Source organism: Streptomyces sp. NBC_01116, from assembly GCF_041435495.1.
Lineage (GTDB): Bacteria > Actinomycetota > Actinomycetes > Streptomycetales > Streptomycetaceae > Streptomyces.
Map to the genome: position 1 here is coordinate 5,663,215 of NZ_CP108644.1, position 18,674 is coordinate 5,681,888.

20 protein-coding genes are annotated in these 18,674 nt (G+C 72.0%); 13 read left to right on the plus strand and 7 right to left on the minus strand.

Features of this window, described 5'->3' with window-relative positions; all coding sequences use genetic code 11:
* Complete coding sequence (locus tag OG245_RS25015; RefSeq protein WP_371625685.1) at window positions 1-1,509, plus strand: DUF6056 family protein; 1,509 nt, start codon at window positions 1-3, stop codon at window positions 1,507-1,509.
* A 30-nt stretch (window positions 1,510-1,539) separates the two neighbouring features.
* Here OG245_RS25015 and OG245_RS25020 read toward each other — a convergent pair whose 3' ends face one another.
* A complete protein-coding gene (locus OG245_RS25020) occupies window positions 1,540-2,220 on the minus strand; it encodes a GntR family transcriptional regulator (RefSeq protein ID WP_371625686.1) in 681 nt (226 codons plus the stop codon).
* A gap of 184 nt (window positions 2,221-2,404) precedes the next feature.
* Between OG245_RS25020 and OG245_RS25025 the strand changes: the two genes are divergently transcribed.
* The 8 genes from OG245_RS25025 to OG245_RS25060 all read left to right on the plus strand — a co-directional run bounded on the left by OG245_RS25025 (window position 2,405) and on the right by OG245_RS25060 (window position 9,404).
* A complete protein-coding gene (locus OG245_RS25025) occupies window positions 2,405-3,382 on the plus strand; it encodes a phosphoglycerate dehydrogenase (protein WP_371625687.1) in 978 nt (325 codons plus the stop codon).
* The gene (locus OG245_RS25030; RefSeq protein WP_371625688.1) at window positions 3,382-4,209 is read left to right on the plus strand and encodes a hydroxypyruvate isomerase family protein; all 828 of its coding nucleotides are present in this window, start codon (window positions 3,382-3,384) and stop codon (window positions 4,207-4,209) included. The genes OG245_RS25025 and OG245_RS25030 overlap by 1 nt, the downstream gene beginning before the upstream one ends.
* Window positions 4,206-4,904: a hypothetical protein gene (locus tag OG245_RS25035; protein WP_371625689.1), complete on the plus strand. Its 699-nt coding sequence runs from the start codon at window positions 4,206-4,208 to the stop codon at window positions 4,902-4,904. The genes OG245_RS25030 and OG245_RS25035 overlap by 4 nt, the downstream gene beginning before the upstream one ends.
* Entirely contained in the window at window positions 4,901-6,307 is a 1,407-nt protein-coding gene (gene otnK, locus OG245_RS25040; RefSeq protein WP_371625690.1) for a 3-oxo-tetronate kinase, read from the plus strand. The genes OG245_RS25035 and otnK overlap by 4 nt, the downstream gene beginning before the upstream one ends.
* Window positions 6,304-6,942, plus strand: coding sequence for an aldolase (locus tag OG245_RS25045; protein WP_371625691.1), 639 nt, complete (start codon window positions 6,304-6,306; stop codon window positions 6,940-6,942). The genes otnK and OG245_RS25045 overlap by 4 nt, the downstream gene beginning before the upstream one ends.
* Before the next feature lie 93 nt (window positions 6,943-7,035).
* On the plus strand, window positions 7,036-7,743 hold the full coding sequence (locus OG245_RS25050; protein WP_371625692.1) for a molybdate ABC transporter substrate-binding protein: 708 nt from the start codon (window positions 7,036-7,038) through the stop codon (window positions 7,741-7,743).
* Window positions 7,744-7,803: 60 nt separating this feature from the next.
* A complete protein-coding gene (locus tag OG245_RS25055) occupies window positions 7,804-9,153 on the plus strand; it encodes a TRAP transporter large permease subunit (RefSeq protein ID WP_371625693.1) in 1,350 nt (449 codons plus the stop codon).
* 11 nt (window positions 9,154-9,164) lie between these two features.
* Entirely contained in the window at window positions 9,165-9,404 is a 240-nt protein-coding gene (locus tag OG245_RS25060; RefSeq protein WP_371625694.1) for a hypothetical protein, read from the plus strand.
* 156 nt (window positions 9,405-9,560) lie between these two features.
* Here the strand turns inward: OG245_RS25060 and OG245_RS25065 are convergent, their stop codons facing one another.
* The 4 genes from OG245_RS25065 to OG245_RS25080 all read right to left on the minus strand — a co-directional run bounded on the left by OG245_RS25065 (window position 9,561) and on the right by OG245_RS25080 (window position 13,409).
* On the minus strand, window positions 9,561-10,385 hold the full coding sequence (locus OG245_RS25065) for a tyrosinase family protein (protein ID WP_371625695.1): 825 nt from the start codon (window positions 10,383-10,385) through the stop codon (window positions 9,561-9,563).
* A 17-nt stretch (window positions 10,386-10,402) separates the two neighbouring features.
* Window positions 10,403-10,825, minus strand: a complete 423-nt coding sequence (locus OG245_RS25070; protein ID WP_371625696.1) for a tyrosinase family oxidase copper chaperone — start codon at window positions 10,823-10,825, stop codon at window positions 10,403-10,405.
* 334 nt (window positions 10,826-11,159) lie between these two features.
* Window positions 11,160-12,140, minus strand: a complete 981-nt coding sequence (locus tag OG245_RS25075) for a glycoside hydrolase family 6 protein (RefSeq protein WP_371625697.1) — start codon at window positions 12,138-12,140, stop codon at window positions 11,160-11,162.
* 255 nt (window positions 12,141-12,395) lie between these two features.
* Entirely contained in the window at window positions 12,396-13,409 is a 1,014-nt protein-coding gene (locus OG245_RS25080) for a hypothetical protein (protein ID WP_371625698.1), read from the minus strand.
* Window positions 13,410-13,541: 132 nt separating this feature from the next.
* Between OG245_RS25080 and OG245_RS25085 the strand changes: the two genes are divergently transcribed.
* On the plus strand, window positions 13,542-14,258 hold the full coding sequence (locus tag OG245_RS25085; protein WP_371625699.1) for a hypothetical protein: 717 nt from the start codon (window positions 13,542-13,544) through the stop codon (window positions 14,256-14,258).
* 148 nt (window positions 14,259-14,406) lie between these two features.
* On the opposite strand, the gene OG245_RS25090 is transcribed toward OG245_RS25085, so the two are convergent.
* Entirely contained in the window at window positions 14,407-15,189 is a 783-nt protein-coding gene (locus tag OG245_RS25090) for a D-Ala-D-Ala carboxypeptidase family metallohydrolase (protein ID WP_371625700.1), read from the minus strand.
* A 133-nt stretch (window positions 15,190-15,322) separates the two neighbouring features.
* Here OG245_RS25090 and OG245_RS25095 point away from each other — a divergent pair, with 133 nt between their 5' ends.
* Window positions 15,323-15,853, plus strand: coding sequence for a MepB family protein (locus OG245_RS25095; RefSeq protein WP_371625701.1), 531 nt, complete (start codon window positions 15,323-15,325; stop codon window positions 15,851-15,853).
* Between the two features lie 133 nt (window positions 15,854-15,986).
* Window positions 15,987-16,619 carry a cupin domain-containing protein gene (locus OG245_RS25100; protein ID WP_371625702.1) on the plus strand — a complete coding sequence of 211 codons (633 nt, stop codon included), beginning with the start codon at window positions 15,987-15,989 and terminating at the stop codon, window positions 16,617-16,619.
* On the opposite strand, the gene fabG is transcribed toward OG245_RS25100, so the two are convergent.
* A complete protein-coding gene (fabG, locus tag OG245_RS25105) occupies window positions 16,550-17,341 on the minus strand; it encodes a 3-oxoacyl-ACP reductase FabG (RefSeq protein ID WP_371625703.1) in 792 nt (263 codons plus the stop codon). The genes OG245_RS25100 and fabG overlap by 70 nt on opposite strands.
* A 370-nt stretch (window positions 17,342-17,711) precedes the next feature.
* Here fabG and OG245_RS25110 point away from each other — a divergent pair, with 370 nt between their 5' ends.
* Window positions 17,712-18,629: a MerR family transcriptional regulator gene (locus OG245_RS25110; RefSeq protein WP_371625704.1), complete on the plus strand. Its 918-nt coding sequence runs from the start codon at window positions 17,712-17,714 to the stop codon at window positions 18,627-18,629.
* The last annotated feature ends 45 nt before the right edge of the window (window positions 18,630-18,674 follow it).

Consider the following 18,674-nt stretch of genomic DNA (forward strand, 5'->3'; position numbering starts at 1 on the left):
ATGCCCGACGACGTTCCCGTGACCACCGCCCCGGAGGAGCCGCGGAGGGGCGAGGAGACGTCGGACCCGGCCGCGCGCCCCTCGGAGAGCCCCTGGACCGCCCTCTGGGTGAGCGCCCTCGCGCTCCCGCCCCTCGCCCTGCTCGCCGCCGCCTCCTGGTTCGGGCGGTGGGTGAGGCCCGGCGCGGACGACTGGTGCTTCCTGCCCGCCGTCCGGGACGACGGCATCACCGGCCTCGTCGGGACGTTCTACTTCGACGACAACGGGCGGGTCGCCAACGCCCTCCTGGTCGGCGCGTACGCGAAGTTCCAGGTCGCGGGACACCAGTGGTACCCCCTGGTCAGCGCCGTCCTGGTGCTCGCGGTCCTCTGGGCGGTGGCCGTCCTGGCACTGCGCCGGGCCCGGCTGCGCACCCCGCGCGGGCTGCCGCTCCTGCTCGCGGCGCTGACCGCCGTGCTCTTCCTGTTCGTCACGCCGAACACGTACAAGACGTTCTACTGGCCCGCCGCGTCCGTCTCGCACACCCTGCCGCCCGTCCTGGCGTGCGCCGCGTCGATTCCGCTTCTGCTCGCCCGTACCCGCCGGGGGCGGGTCATCGCCATCGTCGTCGCGGCGCTGATGGCGGCCTTCCTCGCCACGCTGTCCGAGGAGACGGCGATCGTCGTCGTGGTGGTGCTGCTGGCGGCGCTCCTCGTCTCCGGCCGGGTCGTCCCCGCCGTCGACCGGGGGTTCGTCCGCCTGTGGTGCGCCGGAGGCATCGCCGGGACGGCGGCCGGGGCGCTGGTCCTCATCACCTCACCCGGCTCCATGACCCGCAGGGAGCGCTTCGGAGCGGGGACCGCCTCCCTGCTCGCCCCGGACTCCCTCGCCGCGTCGCTGCGCGCGTTCGCGGAGATCACCGTCACCGTGGTCACGACCTGGCAGTACGTGGGCGCGGTCGCGGTGGGCGTCCTGCTGGGGCTGCTGTGCCGCCGGGCGGACGGGACGACGCCCCGCCCGCCCGCGCACTGGCCCCTGCTCACGGCCGCCGGGGTGCTCGCGCTCCTCGTCTCCGGCTACCTCTGCACGGTCATCGCCTACCCGGTGTTCCGCGACCGGGTGAGCGACCCGAGCGCCAACCGGCTGTGGAACGACTACCTCCTGCTGTACGTGATCGTGCTCGTCGGCGTGGGCGCCCTGCTGGGCCTCGGCCTGCGCGGCCTCACCCGCCGCACCGCCCCGGCGAAGGCGGTGTGCGCCGCGCTCTGCGTGCTGGTCTGCTTCGGCCCGGCCCTGTCGCTCACCGACCTGGACACCGCGATGCGGGCCCGTGCCGAGAAGTGGGACGCCCAGGACCGCCGGCTGCGCGAGGGGGCGCGGGCCGGGAAGCGGGTCCTGCCGTACGAGCGCCTGGTGATCAGTAACATGCTGGAGCCGTTCAGCGAAGGCGGGCGCCGCTACTGGCCGGGCGGCTGCGTCGCCGACCTCTACGGGCTCGACCGGGTCACGGACGGGGCCGGGCACCGCTGATCCGTGAGGTGGAGCCGTGACGGGCCGGGGTCATTCGTTCGCAACCGCCTGACGGTCCTTCAGCGCACGCGCCTTCGCGTTCTCGATGTGTTCCCGCATCCGGTCGGCGGCCCCCTCGGCATCGCCCGCGACCAGGGCGTCGTGGACGGCCGCGTGATCGCGGGCGGGCGACTCCGCGTCGGACGATCCGAGCTCGGTGAAGAGCCGGAAGCGCTGGACGTGGCCGCTCAGCGAACGGTACGCCGACTCCAGGAAGGGGTTGGCCGACTGCCGGGCGATCAGGAAGTGGAAGCGCTCGTCCGCCGACAGGTAGGCGCGCAGCGACGTCGAGCCGTCCCCAGTCGTGCAGCGCCGCAGCTCCTCGATGCTGTCGGCGACGTCCTGGAGGAACTCGGGGGTGGTCCGGCGGCCCGCCTCGTAGGCGAGGGTCGGCTCCAGCACCAGCCGGGCGTCCATCAGTTTGATCAGCTCGGTCTCGCTGAACAGCGGCGCCACCCGGTAGCCCTTGAGGGCCTCGCGGCGCACCAGGCCGGTGTGTTCGAGCCGGGCGAGCGCCTCACGCAGAGGCGTCTGGCTGACGTTCAGCTCGCGGGACAGGGCGCCGATGTTGAGTGGCCGGCCCGGTGACCACAGTCCGTCCATGAACTGTCCGAGCAGCACTTCGTACATCTGATCGGCCAGGGGTTGCCGCTCGGACGGGCGCGTAGGCATGCAAGGTCTCCTTCGTCGCCCGATGGTAGCGCGCCCCCTCCTTAGTGATCACCTGTTCGAGTAAATGCTATAGCGTTACTAAGAATCGTATACTATAGTCGCGATCTCATTGGTTGTGCGCCACCGCAGAACGCAGAGGATCCCCATGACGCAGCCCTCCGAAGAACGTGCGCCCCGTGTACTCGTGACAACGCCTTACCTCGAACCCGGCGGCCCGGTCGACCGCATCCTCCGGGACGCCGGCCTGGAAACGGTCTTCGCCCGGCGCGCCGACCGGGAGGCCACCGGCGCCTCGCTGGCGGAATGCGTCGCCGACGTGGCCGGTGTCGTCGCCGGCACCGACCCCTTCTCCGCGGAGGTCATCGAAGCGGCACCCGGACTGAGGATCCTCAGCCGCTGCGGCGTCGGCCACGACAACATCGACGTCGCGGCGGCGACCCGGCGCGGCGTCGCGGTCACCATCACCCCGGGGACCAACCGCATATCCGTCGCCGAACACGTCCTGGCGCTGATGCTGAACTGCGCCCGGCGCATTCCGCAGAACCTCACCGCGGTGCGGGAGGGCGGCTGGACACAGGAGAGCGGCCGGGAACTGCACGGCACCACGCTCGGGATCGTCGGCCTCGGCTCCATCGGCCGGACCGTCGCCCGTGCGGCGCTCGCCCTCGGTATGCGGGTGGTCGCCCATGACCCCTGGCTGGACGAGGACTTCCTGAAGGAGACCGGGGTCGAGGCGCGGTCCCTCGACGACGTGCTGACCGAGGCGGACTTCCTCACCCTGCACATCTCCCTGGACGCGACCACCCGGCACCTGATCGACGCGGTCGCCCTGCGCCGCATGAAGCCCGACGCGTATCTGATCAACACCTCCCGGGGCGGAGTCGTGGACGAGGACGCACTGGCCGACGCGGTCCGGGCGGGCCGGCTGGCGGGCGCCGCGCTGGACGTGACCGAGCACGAACCGCTGCCCGCCGACAGCAGGCTGCGCGGGCTCGACAGCGTCATCGTGACCGCGCACATCGCCGCCGCCACCGTCGAGGCCCGTGCCAGGTCCGGCGCGATGGCCGCCCGGCAGGTGGTCGAGCTGCTCGCCGGGCGCATCCCGGACCACCTGGTCAACCCCGGCAGCGTGAGCGTCGCCGCCGGCACGGGAGCGCGCTGATGCGGGCGCCGAACGGGCAGCGCTTCGACGCCAACCTCAAGTGGCTGTTCACCGAAGTCCCCTTCGAGGAACGGTTCGACGCCGCCGCCGCGGCCGGCTTCACCGGCGTCGAGTACGCCGACCCCTACCCGTACCCGGCAACCCGCCTGCGCCGACGCCTCGACGACGCGGGTCTCCACCAGGTACTGATCAACGCACCGATGGGCGAGCCCGGTTCGCCCGAGCGGGCGGGCGTTGCCTGCCTCCCCGGCCGGGCCGCCGAGTTCCGCGGGGGCCTGGAGCGCGGCCTCGACTACGCGGCCGAGCTGGGCAGCGACTTCCTGCACGTGCTGGGCGGCATCAGGCCGCCCGGCGTCAGCCACGACCGGGCCTTCGCCACGTTCGTCACCAACCTGACCTGGGCCGTCGAACGGGCCCGGGGCACGGGGGTGTGCCTGGTCCTGGAGGCACAGAACGGCCGTGACGTGCCCGGGTTCCTGCTGGACACCCAGGCGCGGGCCGCAGCCGTCGTGGAGGCCCTGGGCGGCGACGGGATCGGACTGCTCCTGGACCTCTACCACGTACAGGTCCAGGAGGGCGACCTCGTCACGACCCTGCGCGAGCACCTGCCCCGGGTCCGCCACCTGCAGATCGCCGACCCGCCGGAACGCACGGAGCCCGGCAGCGGCGAGATCTCCTGGCAGCGTGTCTTCGGCACCCTCCTGGACGCCTCCTACCAGGGCTGGATCGGCTGTGAGTACCGCCCGGCGAACGGCACGGTGAACGGTCTCTCCTGGGTCGTCCGGCACACCGGAGCAGCGGCGTCACCGGCGGAGGCGCACCGATGAGCGGGGTAGCGGCGCGGCGTGCCCGCGCACCGAGGATCGCGCTGATCAGCGCCACACCCACCGCCATCGCCCCGGCGGTCGCGGGACTGGCCGAGGAGTTCCCGGCGGCCGAGCCCTGGAACCTGCTGGACGACCGGCTGCTCGACGACGCGCCGGAGGACGGCCCGCTGTCCCCGGCCCTCGTGGACCGGATGGCCCGGCTGATCGGCCACGCCCTGGCCGGTGGGGCCGACGGAGTGCTGCTGACCTGTTCGCTCTACGGCTCGGTCGCCGAGGCGGTCGAGACGCCGGTCCCGCTCCTGGCCCCCGACACCGCTGCCTTCGAGCAGGCGCTGGCTCTCTCCGCCGGACGGGGCCGGGTGCTCGTGCTCGCCTCGTTCGAGGCAGCGATGCGGGACTCGCTGAAGCGCTTCACCGCGGTCGCCGCCGCGGCCGGACCGGCGACGGAGCCGGTCGGAGTGGTCGCGCCCGACGCGTTCGACGCGGCCCGCCAAGGCGACCTCTCCACGCTCCGCGACGCGCTGCGGGACGCGTGCCTGCCGCACGTCACCGGCGCGGACACGGTCCTGCTCGCCCAGTTCTCCCTGGCGCCCGCCGCCGCGTTCCTCTCCACCGCGCTGGGGGTGCCCGTCGTCTCCGGTCCGCACGCCGCGGCCGCCGCCCTGCGCACCGCCCTCACCGGGAGGCCGCTGTGACCCGAAGCCGAAACACTCGCCGCCCGACGGACCGGCCCCGCGACACGGCACCGCTCGGGGTCATCGCCGACGACTTCACCGGCGCCACGGACGTCGCCGTGGCGCTGCGCCGCGCAGGACTGCGGACTCTGCTGTTCTTCGGCGCGCCGGACCGTACGGGGCAGGAGGAGCCGGAGCCCGACGCGGATCGGCTGCCCGGACACGACGCCCTGGTCGTCGCGTTGAAGAGCCGGATGGCGCCCCCGGCCGACGCGGTCGCCTCGTCCCTGGGGGCGCTGGACTGGCTGCGCGGACAGGGCGCGGGGCAGATCTACTTCAAGTTCTGCTCGACCTTCGACTCCACCCCGCGTGGCAACATCGGCCCGGTCCTGGACCGGCTGGCCGAGGCGACGGGCGCCGGTACGGTGCCGCTGACGCCGAGTTCGCCCGAGCACCTGCGGACCCAGTACCAGGGCTGTCTCTTCGTGGATGACGTGCTGCTCGGGGAGTCGCACATGCGCGATCACCCGGTCACCCCCATGACGGACTCGTATCTGCCCAGGCTGCTGCGGGCCCAGACCCGCGAGAAGGTGGCACTGATCGGACTCGGAACAGTCCGGGAGGGCGGCGCGGCGGTGCGCGAAGCGCTGGGGGCCGCCGGAGCGCGCGGCGCGCGCTACGTGCTGGCCGACGGCATCGACGAGAACGATCTGCGCACGCTGGGGCGGGCCGCCCTCGACTCCCCCCTCGTCGCGGGCGCCGCGGGACTGGCCGCCGGCCTGGCGCACGCGTACGCGGAGGAGCGGACCGGCCGCACCCTCGGCGCCGGGCGGGATACGGCCGACGACGAGCGGGAGGCCGCCGGCGCCCCGGGCCCGCCGGACGGACCGGCCGCAGTGCTGAGCGGCAGCTGCTCCCACCGCACCCTGGAACAGCTCGCGGTGCTCGCCGACGCGGGCCGGCCCGGCTACCGTCTCGACCCGGTGGCGACACCGCATGCCGTGGCGCTCGCCGAAGCAGCCCTCGCCTGGTACGACACCCTGCCCCCGAACGGCGACGCGCCCGTCATCTACTCCTCGGCAGCCCCGGAAACGCTGCGCGAGACACAGCGTGCGCTGGGCGTGGAACGGTCCGCGGCCCTGCTGGAGGAGGCGACGGGGCTCATCGCGACAGGACTGGTCGAGCGGGGCGTGCGCAGACTGGTCGCGGCCGGGGGAGAGACCTCCGGCGCCGTCGTCGCCGCTCTCGGAGTCACCGGCGCGCACGTCGGCGCGGAAGCCGCGCGAGGGGTGCCGTGGATCCACCCCCTGGGCGAGCACTCCTTGGCGTTGCTGCTCAAGTCGGGCAACTTCGGTGACGCCGGCCTTCTCCTCGACGCCTCCGCGTCCTCCGCGTCCTCCGTGGAACCGGCGGACCGCACATGAGCGGGCGGGACGACGAAGCCGAACGCGCCCACCTCGTCGCCACCGCCCGGGCCGTCGCCGCCCGTTCGCTGACGCACGGGAGCACGGGCAACGTCTCGGTGCGCGCCGGCGACCACATCCTGGTGACCCCCACCGGTTCGAGCCTGGCCACCGTGCGTGCGGAGGACCTGTCCGTCATCGATGCCGCCGGAGCCCATGTGTCCGGCGCCCCACCGTCCAAGGAGGCGTTCCTGCACGCTGCCATGTACCGGGCCCGACCGGGCGCCGGCGCGGTGGTGCACACCCACTCCACGCATGCGGCGGCCGTCTCGTGCCTGGCCCTGGTCGACCGGCGGGACGTCCTGCCGCCGCTGACGGCCTACTACGCGATGCGCGTCGGCAGCCTCGCGCTGCTCCCGTACTTCGCCCCCGGCGACCACCGGGCGACCGACGCCGTCGAAGCGTCGGCCCGCGAGCACGCCGCACTCCTGCTGAGCAACCACGGGCCGGTCGCCGCCGCGCCCGACCTCCGGCGCGCGCTGGAGATGGCCGAGGAGATAGAGGAGACGGCGAAGCTCTTCCTGCTGCTGCGCGGTGTCCCCACGCGTCCGCTGACCACGGCCCAGCGTGCCGTGCTGCGCCCCGCCTCCCACTGACCCACCCCCCGAAACATCCCGGGGAGACCGCACGGACACGCCGGGACACTCTCCCGACGGCAGCCGTCGCCCCACCCCTGTGAAAGGACGAAGATGTCCGTGGACATACCGCACACCGTGTCGCTCTTCAGCGCCCTGGCGGTGAAGAAGGCCCTCGACGACGACGTTCTCGCGGCATTCACCGCGAAGACCGCAACGGGCGTCGACACCGTCTACGACCCGACGAACGTGTTGTTGCGGAGGATCGAGGAGGGCGCCCGGCCGGAGGTCATGGTCGGAGTGACCGGGGCGTTCCCGGCCCTGTGCGGGGCCGGGGTGATCGACCCGTCCTCGGTGCGCGACGTAGCCCGGGTCGGCATCGGCCTGGCCATGCCGCCCGGTGCCGAGGCACCCGCCATCGACACGGTCGACGCACTGATCGCCACGCTCCGCTCGGCCCGTTCGGTCGCCTACTCCCGCACCGGGGCCAGCGGAGTCCACTTCGCCGGGCTGCTGGAGCGCCTCGGGATCGCGGACGAGGTGAACGCCCGCGCCACCGTCGTGGAGAAGGGCTTCACCGCGCTGGCGGTGGTCGACGGCCGCGCCGATCTGGCCGTACAGCAGATGAGCGAGCTGCTGTTCGTGCCCGAGGCGGAGGTGGTGGGACCGCTGCCGGACGGGGCCCAGCACTTCACCGAACTCTCGGCGGCCCTCGGTGCCGGGGCCGGCGGACGGGCCGGTGCGCTGCACGCCTTCCTCACCGGGAAGGAGGCGGCAGATGCCTACCGGAGAACCGGACTGGAAGCGTCGCGACAGGACTGAGCGGTACACGGCCGAAGACCGGCCGACCGCTTCGTGCCCCGCCTGCCCGGGGGGTTGTCGATGAACGCGATACTCGCACTGGTCGCCTTCATCGGGGCCATCATCGTGTGGAACGTGGCGGTCAAACGCAACATCGGCGAAGCCATGGTCATCGGCTTCCTGGTCAGCGCCGCCTTCGCCGGCACCGAAGCGCCGCGCGTCGTGTGGGAGAGCCTCGTGGAGGGGCTGACGTCGGAGATCACCTTCGCTGCCCTGGCATTCGTCTTCGTCAGCGAACTGCTGACGAGAACGGGGCTCGTGCAGCGGATGATCGACATTCTCAGTTCGATGTTCGGCCGTCGCGAGGGCGGCTCCGCCTACGCGGCGACTGTTTCCGCCGGACTCTTCGGCGCCGTCGCGCACAACGGCGCGGCGATCGTGGCCACCATCGGGTCCATCACCATTCCCTGGATGAAGCGCTCCAGGGCGAGCGGCGAGACCGCCGCCCTGGTCCTCGCCGGCAACGCGGGCGTCGGTGCCACCTTCCCGTTCAGCGGCGCCTTCTTCATCCTGCTCGCGGCACCGACCGTCCTGCCGGTCCTGCGGGCGGAGGACGTGGTCGGCACGATCTTCGTCGTGGGTGCCTGGATGGTCGCGATGCGGCTGGTCATCGCCTACGTCATCGTCAAACGACGGGGCGTGGGCGCGATGGCGGCGGAGGACATCCACCCGCTCCGCCGGTCCTTCGCGGCCGGCTGGACCTCGCTGATCGTTCTGGCGGCCATCGCGGTGCCCATCGTGCTGACGGCGTCGCCGACCAGCGATCTCATCGGCGACCGGCTGGGAGGACTGGACGTCTCCGACGCCGTGCCCCTGCTGGTCTGGCTCCCGGTGGTCATGCTGCTCGCCGGACTGGTCGTCGAGCGGCGAGCGCTGCCGCGCGGCGCCGGGGCGTGGTGGTCGCTGCTGTCGGAGATCAGCCCGAAACTCGGGTTGATCGGCGTCACGATGGTCTCGGCCTTCGCCGCCTCCAACGTGCTCAACACCCTGGGCATCGGCGAACAGCTCGCGCCCTACCTGGAGAGCCTGGAGGGGGTACCGCAGATCGTCGCGGCGCTCGTCGTCGGGCTGATCGTGGTGGTCGTCGCGGGTCCCCTCAACACGACGTCCACCCTCGCGGCCGTCGGGCCGGTCGCCTTCGCGGCACTGACGGCGGCCGACGTCCCGCCGTACATCGCCTTCGCCGCCATCATCGTGTGGGCCTCGTCCGAGGGCTGCTCGCCTCCGGGCGCGGCTCCGCTGTACGTGGCCGCGGGTATCGCTTCGATCAATCCGGTGCGGATCTTCGTTCCGGTGACGCTCTACTACCTGCTGCCCTCCTACGCCATGGGCGTGCTGATGGTGCTCGGTGCCGTATGGATTCCCGGATGAGGAGTACGAGGATGTACAGGATCTGTCTGAACGCCTCCCGCGTTCTCGTCGCGCTGTTCCTGATCGGCGGAATCGTGGTGGTCCTGGGTCAGACGGTGGCCATCGCTGTCGGTTCCGCCGGGTTGATGACGGGTTTCGGTACGGACGTCGCCGAGGCCGTCTGCGTCCTGGCGGGCCTGGCGGGCATCTTCGCCTTCCTGCTGCTCTACACGGACGAGGGGAAGGAACGGGCGAGCGAGTGGGCCGAATGAGGTGACGGGGCATGACGGGGGCAGCACGGACACGCTGCCCCCGTCGGCCGTTCCCGGCCTCGACACCCGCAGATCGTCCTCGGGCGCGGCCTCCGGCGGGAACCGCCCCGCTCGCCCGGGTCACGGGCGGGGCCGGGGCGGTTCCGTGACGACGAATCAGGCGTAGGTGTAGAACTGCGTGTGGTCCAGCATGTTCTGCGGGGTCGTGTTCGGCCAGGGCGGCATGGTGTCGTTCAGGTCGATCACGTCGACCGTCCCGCCGGCGGGGAGGTACTCGGCGCTCGTCGGGTGGAGTGCGTGCCAGTCGGCCCAGAGCTTGTCGACGAACGCGTGGTGCAGCCAGAACACCGGATCGTTCGGGGAGACGCTCGTCTCCATGTGGCCCCAGACCCAGGTGTGCACCCGGTTGTGCATGCTCATGTACCCCGCGGAGCCCTCCAGCGCGGAGCGGAAGCCGGTCGAGCCGTCACGGAAGGGTGCGGAGTCGTAGGTGGGCATGGCGAGGGCGGCGTCGACGTCGGCCCGGGGCGGGAGCGAGGGGACGCGGTAGGCGAGATTGCGGGCGAGGAAGGCGCGGCTGTCGACCGATACGTTGATCGTCCACTTCCCGCCGGAGTGCGCGAAGGGCCCGTCCATCACCTGGTCGTCCAGGGGCCGTCCGGTGCCGCCGAGGAAGTCCGGGGCCCAGAGCGAGGAGCCGACGGTGTTGTCGGCGGTCCAGTCCCAGTAGGGGATCGAGACCGACGCGTCGATCTTCTGGAGTTCGTTCTCGAAGTCGATGAGGAACTTGCGGTGCCACGGCAGGAACGACGGCCCGAAGTGGCCGACGTACACGCCGGTGTTCATGTCTATGGAGAACCGCGTGCGATGGGCGAGTACGAACTCGTCGTATATGCCCAGGCGTTTGACCTCCAGTACCGCGTCGACGAAGGCCTTCTTCTCGGGGGCCGTGAGGTTCGCCTGGTTCTTCCGTACGGTCATGGCTGGCTGCTCCCGGGTCAGGCGATGGGGTCGAACGGAACGACGACGGCGCCCTTGAGCGAGATGACCGCGGTGCGAGCGGCCTCCAGCGGGGTCGCGAATCTCTCGTAGTGGTTGATCGTGCTGCTCCAGCCGCTCTTGCCGTGCTGCATCACGGGAAGTTCACGGCCGTCGATCAGCACGCGGTAGCCGGCGCCGTGCCCTGCGTGCCCGTGTGCGTGGGCGCTCGCGTGGGCCTCGGCGGGTGTGCCCTGGATGCGGCGGCCCTTGAAGACCTCGTCGAAGGAACCGGATGCTCCGGCCCCGCCTGGTGCGGTGCCTTCGCTGCTGGTCCCTGCTGGAACGGTGTCCGCGGACGCGGAGGTGACGCCGACGAGCGCGCCTCCCGCGGCGACGCCGATGACGGCCCCGAGGGCCTGACGGCGGGTGGGTCCGGGCATGACGGATGTACCCCCAAATACACATGGCTGAGGCGTCCCCCGGGCTGTTCGGGGCCGCCGTGATCATGTGTACACGGGGGTGACTCTCCGCATAAGGAGGCGAAAAGGGGTTGGCTCTCATATGGACACGTATGCACGGTCATAGGGGCGTCTCCGGCCGCTCGCGCCGCTCCGTGTCGGCGCCGGAGGGGTCAGGAGGTGGAGGTCTTGCCGTCCATGTGCCCCGACTGTGAAGGATCTTCGTTATTCGACGCACTGTCGACCACCGGGACGATCATCTGCGGCTGGCCGGAACTTCTCCCTCCGTCCGTCCGCCGGCCGGACGGACCGGCCCTCAGTAGCCGTAGATCATCTTGTACGCGACCTCCGGCAGGAACTGCCCGGCCACCGAGCCGGCGCCGACTCCGCAGTCACCGTCGGACTCTCCGGGCGTCTTCAGCCAGAGCAGCATCTCGGCCCCGCCGCCCGTCTGGCCGACCGCACCCGTCCTGCGCCCGCCCGGGTTGCACCAGGCGCCGTCGGAGCCGTTCCCGTTGCGACTGGTGTCGATGACGTACGGCTTCGTATAGCCGTAGGACGCCGAGAGGGACCCGTTGACGGCGTTGCCGTACGCGGAGTTCTCCCCGGTGCCGTAGTAGTTCGAGATGTTCAGCGAGAAGCCGTGCGCCTGCCGGGCTCCCGCGCCGTCGAGGTGCTGCGCCATGGTGGCGGCGCCGATCCAGGCCGGGTTCCCCGCGTCCAGATAGGTCCAGGTGTTGGGCGCCTGGGCGGCGAACCGGGCGAGCGCGTCCTTGAGCATCCCGTTGCGCTCGTCGATCTGCGCCTGGTTCAGGCAGCTGAAGTCGCCGAGGGAGTCGGGCTCGATGACCACCAGCGCGGGCCGGGAGCCGATCGCCGAGGCGAACGCGGAGATCCACGCGCGGTACGCGCTCGGGGTGCCCGCGCCTCCGCCGGAGTGCCCGCCGCAGGCGTCGCGGCCGGGGATGTTGTACGCGATCAGGACGGGCAGCCTGTCGGCGGCGTCGGCGGCGCCCACGTAGGAGCCGACCGCCGCCCCGATGTCCCCGCTCCAGGAGCCGAACCACCGGGCCATGGGGCGCGAGGCGATGGTGTCGCGGATGGCGGCGGCGCGCCCGTCGCCGGGGTTGGCGGCGGCCCAGGCGGCGGGCGTCGAGTTCGGGTCGGTGTAGAACCCGTCGGTCATGCCGATCGGGTCGGCCTGAGCGGTGGCGGCGGTGGCCTGCTGCCCCGCGCCGAGGGGGAGCAGGAGGCAGGCGAACGCCGATGCGGCGAGCGTGCGCAGGAGTCTTCTCATACGTGGCGGCCCTTCTGTGGGAGCGCTCCCAATCGACGACGGCGTGGAGACGATACGGGGGAGGGGGCGCGGGATGGGGGGGGAGGGGGAGGAGGAAGGCGCGGAGGGCGGTGCGGAGTTCGTGCGGCGGACCGGGTGGGGATTCGGTCCGCGCGTGCCGTCGTCAGACCAGACGGTGACAGCGGCGCATCCCGGTGTCAATGAGTCCGGCAGCGGTTCCCCCGCGCGGGGGTGTCCGGGGAACCGCGACCGTTCTCAGACGGCGGGACGGTGGTGGACGCGGCGGATTCCCAGGTCCGGCAGGTCGAGGTGGAAGCGGCGCCCGCGACCGGTCATCGTGCCGTCGTAGGAGAGGCCGGCCAGGTCGATGCCCAGGTGCCGCAGCTCCTCGACGAGCATGCGGGCGGCCGTCGCGGCGTGCGCGGGTTCACCCATGGTGTCGGGGAAGCGGCGTTGTGGGACCGAGGGGGAGGAGTCCCAGCCGTTCCGCGCCAGGCGGTCGGGGTCGGCCGCTTCCGGCCGGTGCAGGTGGCCGGTGGCTTCGATGACGAGGCCCGGATCCTGGCTCCAGCACTGGACGAAGCGCTGCGGATCGTCGGCGGATCCCAGGTGCAGGATGAACCTGCCGGGGAAGAACGGGGTGTCGTGGCCGAGGGAGCGCAGGGTTTCCGACAGGCGCTTCTCCACGTCCTCCCATGTGGCGCCGGAAGCGGCCGGCACGGTCGGCAGCCCTGCCTGCTCGGCGGCGCGCCAGCGGCCATGGGAGTAGCCGCCTCCGGCGGCGTCGGAGCCCGCGTCGGGAGGGAGCAGTTCGAGGCTCACCTCGCCCTCGTCGTGCGTGTGCACGAGGAGGCAGGCACCGGGGAGCCGCCACAGCATCCATGGGCCCGAGTCGCCTCCCCACATCGTGGGCGGCCCCAGCTCCTCCTCCATGACCCACCAGGCGGCGCGGACGAGGCCGGCGGCGGAGGCTATGTCCTCGGCGGGCAGGTCGACGACGCGTACGTTCAGTCTGCGCACCTGATCGGGGGCCGACGCGTCGGCGATCACCGTGCCGTAGCCGCCCCAGGGCCCCTTCCGGGGAGCGAATCTGCGCCAGACCTGGCCCACGACCTCCTGGGGATCCCGGAGTTCCCAGCCCAGCCCCGAGGTGGCGTGCTCGAAATCCGACAGGCTCCACGAGCCGAAGCGGAGCGGAGTGACCTCGCGTACCAGCTTGCGGAAGATGTCGTCGTCGAGCCAGCTGCCCCGGGGGATCATGTACTCCATCCGGCAGACAGTAGTGGTGCGGTGCCGACGAGGTTCCGCGGGACGGATGTTGACGGCTGCTTGTGCCCCGCGATCAAGCCTTGAGTACGCACACTCATGCGCCCCCTGTGAGCGGGTGGCGAAGATTCCTCCATGTCATCGATTCGCTTCACCGCGTCCGTGGTCTTAGCGGCTGCGGGCCTCCTCGCCCTGACCGCCTGCGGCACCCGGACAGCCTCATCCACATCCACCACCCCGGTCGGCTCCCAGGTTTCCGCCGCACTTGCCCGGCAGCCCACCGAGAAGCAGTTCCTCGATCTCCTCGACAAGTTCGCGCGCCCATGCTCCCCCGACGCCCCCAGCGGCAGCGGCGCCGCACCGGATCCCGGGACGCTGCCCGGCGGCATCCCCAGCGGTGCAGCCCCCCGCACCGACAAGCCCGCGGGGACACCTGACGGGAACGGCGACCTACCCATCCCCGTCGATGAGTCGGGTGAGATGCCCGACAAACCCATGCAGTCCGGCCCGCCCCGGGAAGCCGAACTCGGCGGAATCGAGAAGTGCGCCGCCGCCAAGCACGCCGAGCGCCTGACCACCGAAGCGGCCGGAAAGCCGCACACCGCCTACAGCACACTTCAGCAGACCGTGGTCGCCGCCGGATACCCCACCGACCGCATCCACAAGATGCCCGACCTCGGCGGCGACCCGCGCGCCCGCGTGGACCTCCGGTTCATGGGCTCCTGCCTGGCAGTGGAGGTCATCGGCACCGGAACAGGCGTGATCGCGGAACCCTTCGGCGCCCCCGAGGACGAGAGCGTGTCCGTGGCCGAGGTGAGGCGGAAGCCGAACCTGGACGCACCGTCCTCCTGAACCGCGAGTGAACCGGGTGTACCGGCGCGGTCGCACCGATGAAGACGCGCCGATGAAAACGCCCCGCTGAAGACGCACGGCTGAAGACGCACCGAGGGCCTCCGGTCCGCTGACCGGAGGCCCCCGAGTTCCGTGGGACGGCCCGGCCTCAGATGCCGCAGCTGGGCGCGGACCAGAAGCGGCCGCTGCCGCCGGCGACGTGGGTGTGGTCGTTGTGGCCCGGGTAGCCCGGGCCGAGGATCTCGGTGAAGCCGTGGTTGCGCGCCGCCTGGGCGAGGGCGCAGAAGCCCTGGGATCCCGCGCCGAGGTCGGCCGCGTGGCCGTACATGTGGCGGCTGTTGGCGGCGCCGCCGACGGCGCTGTTGCAGGACACGCTGCGGAAGCCGCCGTTGACGGTCATGGGCCGGTCACCCATGGCGTGCCGCATGGCCTGGAGCTTCCACATGGTGACCAGGGCGTTGGCGCGGGCGGTGGCGGCGCCGACCTTGCCCCCGGACCAGTCGGAGTTGCAGCGGTTCAGCTCGGCGTAGGTGAAGTTGACCGGGGTGCAGTCGTCGTCCTGCAACTGGTAGATCTTGCCGAAGGTCGCGGGGCCCGCGATGCCGTCGGCGGCCAGCCCGTACGCGGCCTGGAAGCGCGACACGGCCGCCTTCGTGGCCGGGCCGAACGCCCCGTCGATGGCGATCTGGTTGCCGGTGCCCGGGTAGCCGGCGACCCGGATCTGGAGCTGGCGTACGGCTTCGCCGCTGGAGCCTTCCCGGAGCGTGCCGCTCCAGGTGTAACAGGCGTCGGCCGTACCGACGTCACCGGCCGACGCGGATCCGGGGGTGGAGGTCGTGGACGGGATCGCGGAGGCGGCCGTGGTGCCGCCGAACGCGAGGGCCGCGCCGGCGAGGGCCGAGAGGAGGAATCCGATGGGGCGTGATCGCATGGGGGCTACACCTCATTGTCGTCAAGCTGTCCATGGGGGGAATCCGAGCGTCGGGCGCGGGACCGAAGGTGTCAAGGTCATGTCAACATGCTGCCAAGGGTCCGGCCTCCTGATGGAGTGACAGGATGGGAGTATGGCGATAAATCGACCGTGGGCAGGGCTCCACGATGAGCTGCGGGCAGCGAAGCCGTCGGTGTACGACCCGGGTGGCTTCACCTGCTCGCAGCCGGTGCCCGAACCGGAGAGCGCCGACTACGCGGCTCACCGGTTCACGCTCGACGGGCGGGTGGTCGCCTTTCGCGCGGCCAGGACCACCCCGGCCGAGGCCGGTCAGTTCGTCACCCTGTGGCAGCGGTCCGCGGAGGGTCCGATCCGGCCGTACGACGCCGACGACGGGTTCGACCTCGTCGTCATCGGCAGCCGCGACGAGGGCCGCTCCGGCCAGTTCGTGTTCCCGCTCGACGTCCTGTGCGAGCGCGGCATCGTGTCCCGTAACGGTGTGGGCGGGAAGCGCCGCTTCCGCGTCTACCCGCCCGGCGCGGTCACGACCGGCCGACAGGCGCGCGCCACCCGGAAGTGGCAGGTGACGTACCACCTGGACATCGGGGAGGACGGGCGCGGGCCCGTCGACCCGGTGCGCGCCCGGGGCCTCTACCACCCGTAGCGCACGGGTCTCCCGGCGTGGCCGACGTCTTTGCCCGTACGTGCGTGTGCGTACCCCACGGTCCGGGGAACAACCCGCTCGTTCCGCGAACTCCGCGGCCCCGCAGGGCCGCGTCACCCCCTGGGAGGACCGGGTGCTCACCGCACGGCAATGGATCGACGCTCTGGAACTTGAACCGCACGTGGAGGGCGGGTACTTCCGGCGTACCTTCCAGGCGGACCGCCGTCCGCCGGTGCCGACCCCGCGAGGCGAACGCCTTCTGCTCACCTCCATCCACTACCTGCTCACCGAGGAGTCGCCCATCGGGTATTGGCACCTCAACCGGTCGGACATCCTCCACTTCCACCACTCCGGTGCTCCCCTCACCTACCACCTGATCCACCCGGACGGCCGTGCGGAGTCGTTGCTCCTCGGCCAGGACCCGCGCCAGGGGCAGGCGCTGACCCTCGCCGTTCCCGGCGGCGTGTGGAAGGCGACCTCCCTCGACTGCGGGGACCACGCCCTGATCAGCGAGGCAGTGGCACCCGGCTTCGACTACGCGGACATGACGCTCGGGGACCCCGACGACCTGACCACCCGCTTCCCCCGGCACGCGGCGCTGATCCAGCGCTACTGCCGCCCGGACTCCGCGCGGGGGCCGGCGGATCGGGCCGGGGGCGAAGCGCCGATGAGTGTCACGCCGCCGGGCGGCCGGTCTCAGGTGAGCGGGACGAAGGAGTCCAGCGACTCGGGCAGGGTCTGGCCGCCGTCGACGACGAGCGTCTGACCGGTGACGAACGAGGCCTCGTCGGACGCGAGGAAGAGCACGGCGTGGGCGATGTCGGAGGTCTCGCCGAGCCGGCCCGCCGGGATCGTGGCGGCCATGCGGCGCAGGTAGTCCTCGCCCAGGTCGCTCAGCCCCTCGGTGCGGACGTTCCCGGGCAGGACGGCGTTGACCGTGATGCCCGCCGGGGCCAGTTCCAGGGCGGCGCTCCGGAGGAACCCCAGCTGGCCCGCCTTGCTCGCCCCGTAGTGGGACCACCCGCGGTAACCCGTGGTCGGCCCGGTGATCGAGGAGGTGAGCACCACGCGTCCGTGTCCCGAGCGGTCCATGGCCGGCAGGAACGCCTTCGTCGTCAGGATCGAGCCCCGCAGATTGACGGCGAGGACCTCGTCCACATCCGCGGCCGTCATCTCCCTGAGGGACTTCTCGGGAAAGATCCCGGCGTTCGCGCACACCACGTCCACATGCCCGTGGCGTGCCTCGGCCTCGTGGGCCATCGCCTCGATCGCGCTCGGGTCCCGGAGATCCACGCCCAGACCGGCAACCCGGGACCCGGTGGTCCGTGCGAGTCCGTCCGCCACGGCGCGGGCGGCCTCCTCGTCCCGCCCCGTGACGACGACGGCGGCACCACGACGGGCGAACAGTTCCGCGATGCCCCGCCCGATACCCCGCGTCGCGCCCGTCACGACCACGGACCGCCGTCGCCAATCGGTCTCCGTCACCATCAAGCTCCTTCGTGCCCCGCGCCCGCGCCCGTACCTCGTGGCCTCGTGACCACACGTAGCCACCATGGCGATGATCAACACGCTAGGTCACCGGTGGTGCGTGCGCCCAGGACCGCGGCACTCCGGCCGGATACCGCGTCGGATCAGGCCGAGAACCGACAAGGGGAAACAGAGGGAGCGGAACCGGGCAGAGGCGGAGCTGAGCCGCGATCACGGCAGGGGCCGGGACGAGGACGACCCGGGCGAGGCGCTCTCCGCCCGGCATCGGCACGGGGCGCTGTGCGGGGGCCGCGGTTGCACCTTCCGTAGCGGCATGTGGTCCGGTGGTCCTACGCCCCGGTCCCGGTTCCTGGAGAAAAGGCCCCTGCTCATGCATTCGTCCTTCGTGCCGCCCCGCCGGATCAAGATCGGTGACGCGGCGGCCTTCGCCGGCAGCACTCCGCGGGCGATTCGCCACTACCACGAGATCGGCCTGCTCCCCGAGCCCGAGCGGGGCGGCGACGGCCGCCGCCGTTACGGCTACGAAAACATGATCCGCCTGCTGTGGATCCGCAGGACGGCCGAGGCCGGGATCGCCCTGGACGACATCCGCGACGCCTTCGCGACCGGCACGGACTCCGCCGGTGCCGACAGCGGGGAAGCCATCGCGGGCGTCCTGGAGCGGTTGGAGGAAACCCTCGCCGGGCAGGAGGCGGAGCTGCGGCGGCAGCGGGCCGCCGTGCGGCGGATGCGCACCGAAGGCAGCCGGATGGGCCTGCTCTCCGACCTCGTCACCGGCCGCCTCAAGACCCTGCCCGAGGGCTCCCTGCGCCAGGCGGACCTGGACACCCTGCTGGTCACCGAGCGGATCTTCGGCCCCCTCGGTGCGGCGGTCCAGGCCACCCGCTTCATCGCCCTGGCCACGCATCCCACCCTGCGGCGGGAATCCGACCGCGTCGACGACGCCGAGGAGGCACTCGACGACACCGTGGCCGTCGATGATCCGCGGGTGGCCCAAGTGGCCGCCGAGCGGTACGCCTTCGAGAACGCCCTGCACGCCTTCATCGAGGAGTCCGGCCTGGACGAGGAGGACGAGGCCCTCTTCGACGCCTGGGAGGCCGCGCACCCGGACACCGCCGACGACGGCGGCGGCGAGGAGGGAGCCGATCCCGGCTCCGGGGGGCGGGAGGCCGACTCCATGAGCGTGTTGGACGCCATCGGCAAGATGCCCTACGACTTCTCCCCGGCCCGCCTGCGTTGTATGGAACTGGCCGTGGAACTCTCCGCCCAGGACGCACCCGGTACGTGAAACACGGCCTGGCGGCCCGCAGAGGTTGGGAGCGGCCCGGAGGCG

What these genes read in the sequence shown, in the direction of transcription:
- OG245_RS25015 (WP_371625685.1), top strand. Translation starts at nt 1, where the DNA reads ATGCCCGACGACGTTCCCGTGACCACCGCCCCGGAGGAGCCGCGGAGG.
- OG245_RS25020 (WP_371625686.1), bottom strand. Translation starts at nt 2,220, where the DNA reads ATGCCTACGCGCCCGTCCGAGCGGCAACCCCTGGCCGATCAGATGTAC.
- OG245_RS25030 (WP_371625688.1), top strand. Translation starts at nt 3,382, where the DNA reads ATGCGGGCGCCGAACGGGCAGCGCTTCGACGCCAACCTCAAGTGGCTG.
- OG245_RS25035 (WP_371625689.1), top strand. Translation starts at nt 4,206, where the DNA reads ATGAGCGGGGTAGCGGCGCGGCGTGCCCGCGCACCGAGGATCGCGCTG.
- OG245_RS25045 (WP_371625691.1), top strand. Translation starts at nt 6,304, where the DNA reads ATGAGCGGGCGGGACGACGAAGCCGAACGCGCCCACCTCGTCGCCACC.
- OG245_RS25050 (WP_371625692.1), top strand. Translation starts at nt 7,036, where the DNA reads ATGTCCGTGGACATACCGCACACCGTGTCGCTCTTCAGCGCCCTGGCG.
- OG245_RS25055 (WP_371625693.1), top strand. Translation starts at nt 7,804, where the DNA reads ATGAACGCGATACTCGCACTGGTCGCCTTCATCGGGGCCATCATCGTG.
- OG245_RS25060 (WP_371625694.1), top strand. Translation starts at nt 9,165, where the DNA reads ATGTACAGGATCTGTCTGAACGCCTCCCGCGTTCTCGTCGCGCTGTTC.
- OG245_RS25065 (WP_371625695.1), bottom strand. Translation starts at nt 10,385, where the DNA reads ATGACCGTACGGAAGAACCAGGCGAACCTCACGGCCCCCGAGAAGAAG.
- OG245_RS25070 (WP_371625696.1), bottom strand. Translation starts at nt 10,825, where the DNA reads ATGCCCGGACCCACCCGCCGTCAGGCCCTCGGGGCCGTCATCGGCGTC.
- OG245_RS25075 (WP_371625697.1), bottom strand. Translation starts at nt 12,140, where the DNA reads ATGAGAAGACTCCTGCGCACGCTCGCCGCATCGGCGTTCGCCTGCCTC.
- OG245_RS25080 (WP_371625698.1), bottom strand. Translation starts at nt 13,409, where the DNA reads ATGGAGTACATGATCCCCCGGGGCAGCTGGCTCGACGACGACATCTTC.
- OG245_RS25085 (WP_371625699.1), top strand. Translation starts at nt 13,542, where the DNA reads ATGTCATCGATTCGCTTCACCGCGTCCGTGGTCTTAGCGGCTGCGGGC.
- OG245_RS25090 (WP_371625700.1), bottom strand. Translation starts at nt 15,189, where the DNA reads ATGCGATCACGCCCCATCGGATTCCTCCTCTCGGCCCTCGCCGGCGCG.
- OG245_RS25095 (WP_371625701.1), top strand. Translation starts at nt 15,323, where the DNA reads ATGGCGATAAATCGACCGTGGGCAGGGCTCCACGATGAGCTGCGGGCA.
- fabG (WP_371625703.1), bottom strand. Translation starts at nt 17,341, where the DNA reads ATGGTGACGGAGACCGATTGGCGACGGCGGTCCGTGGTCGTGACGGGC.
- OG245_RS25110 (WP_371625704.1), top strand. Translation starts at nt 17,712, where the DNA reads ATGCATTCGTCCTTCGTGCCGCCCCGCCGGATCAAGATCGGTGACGCG.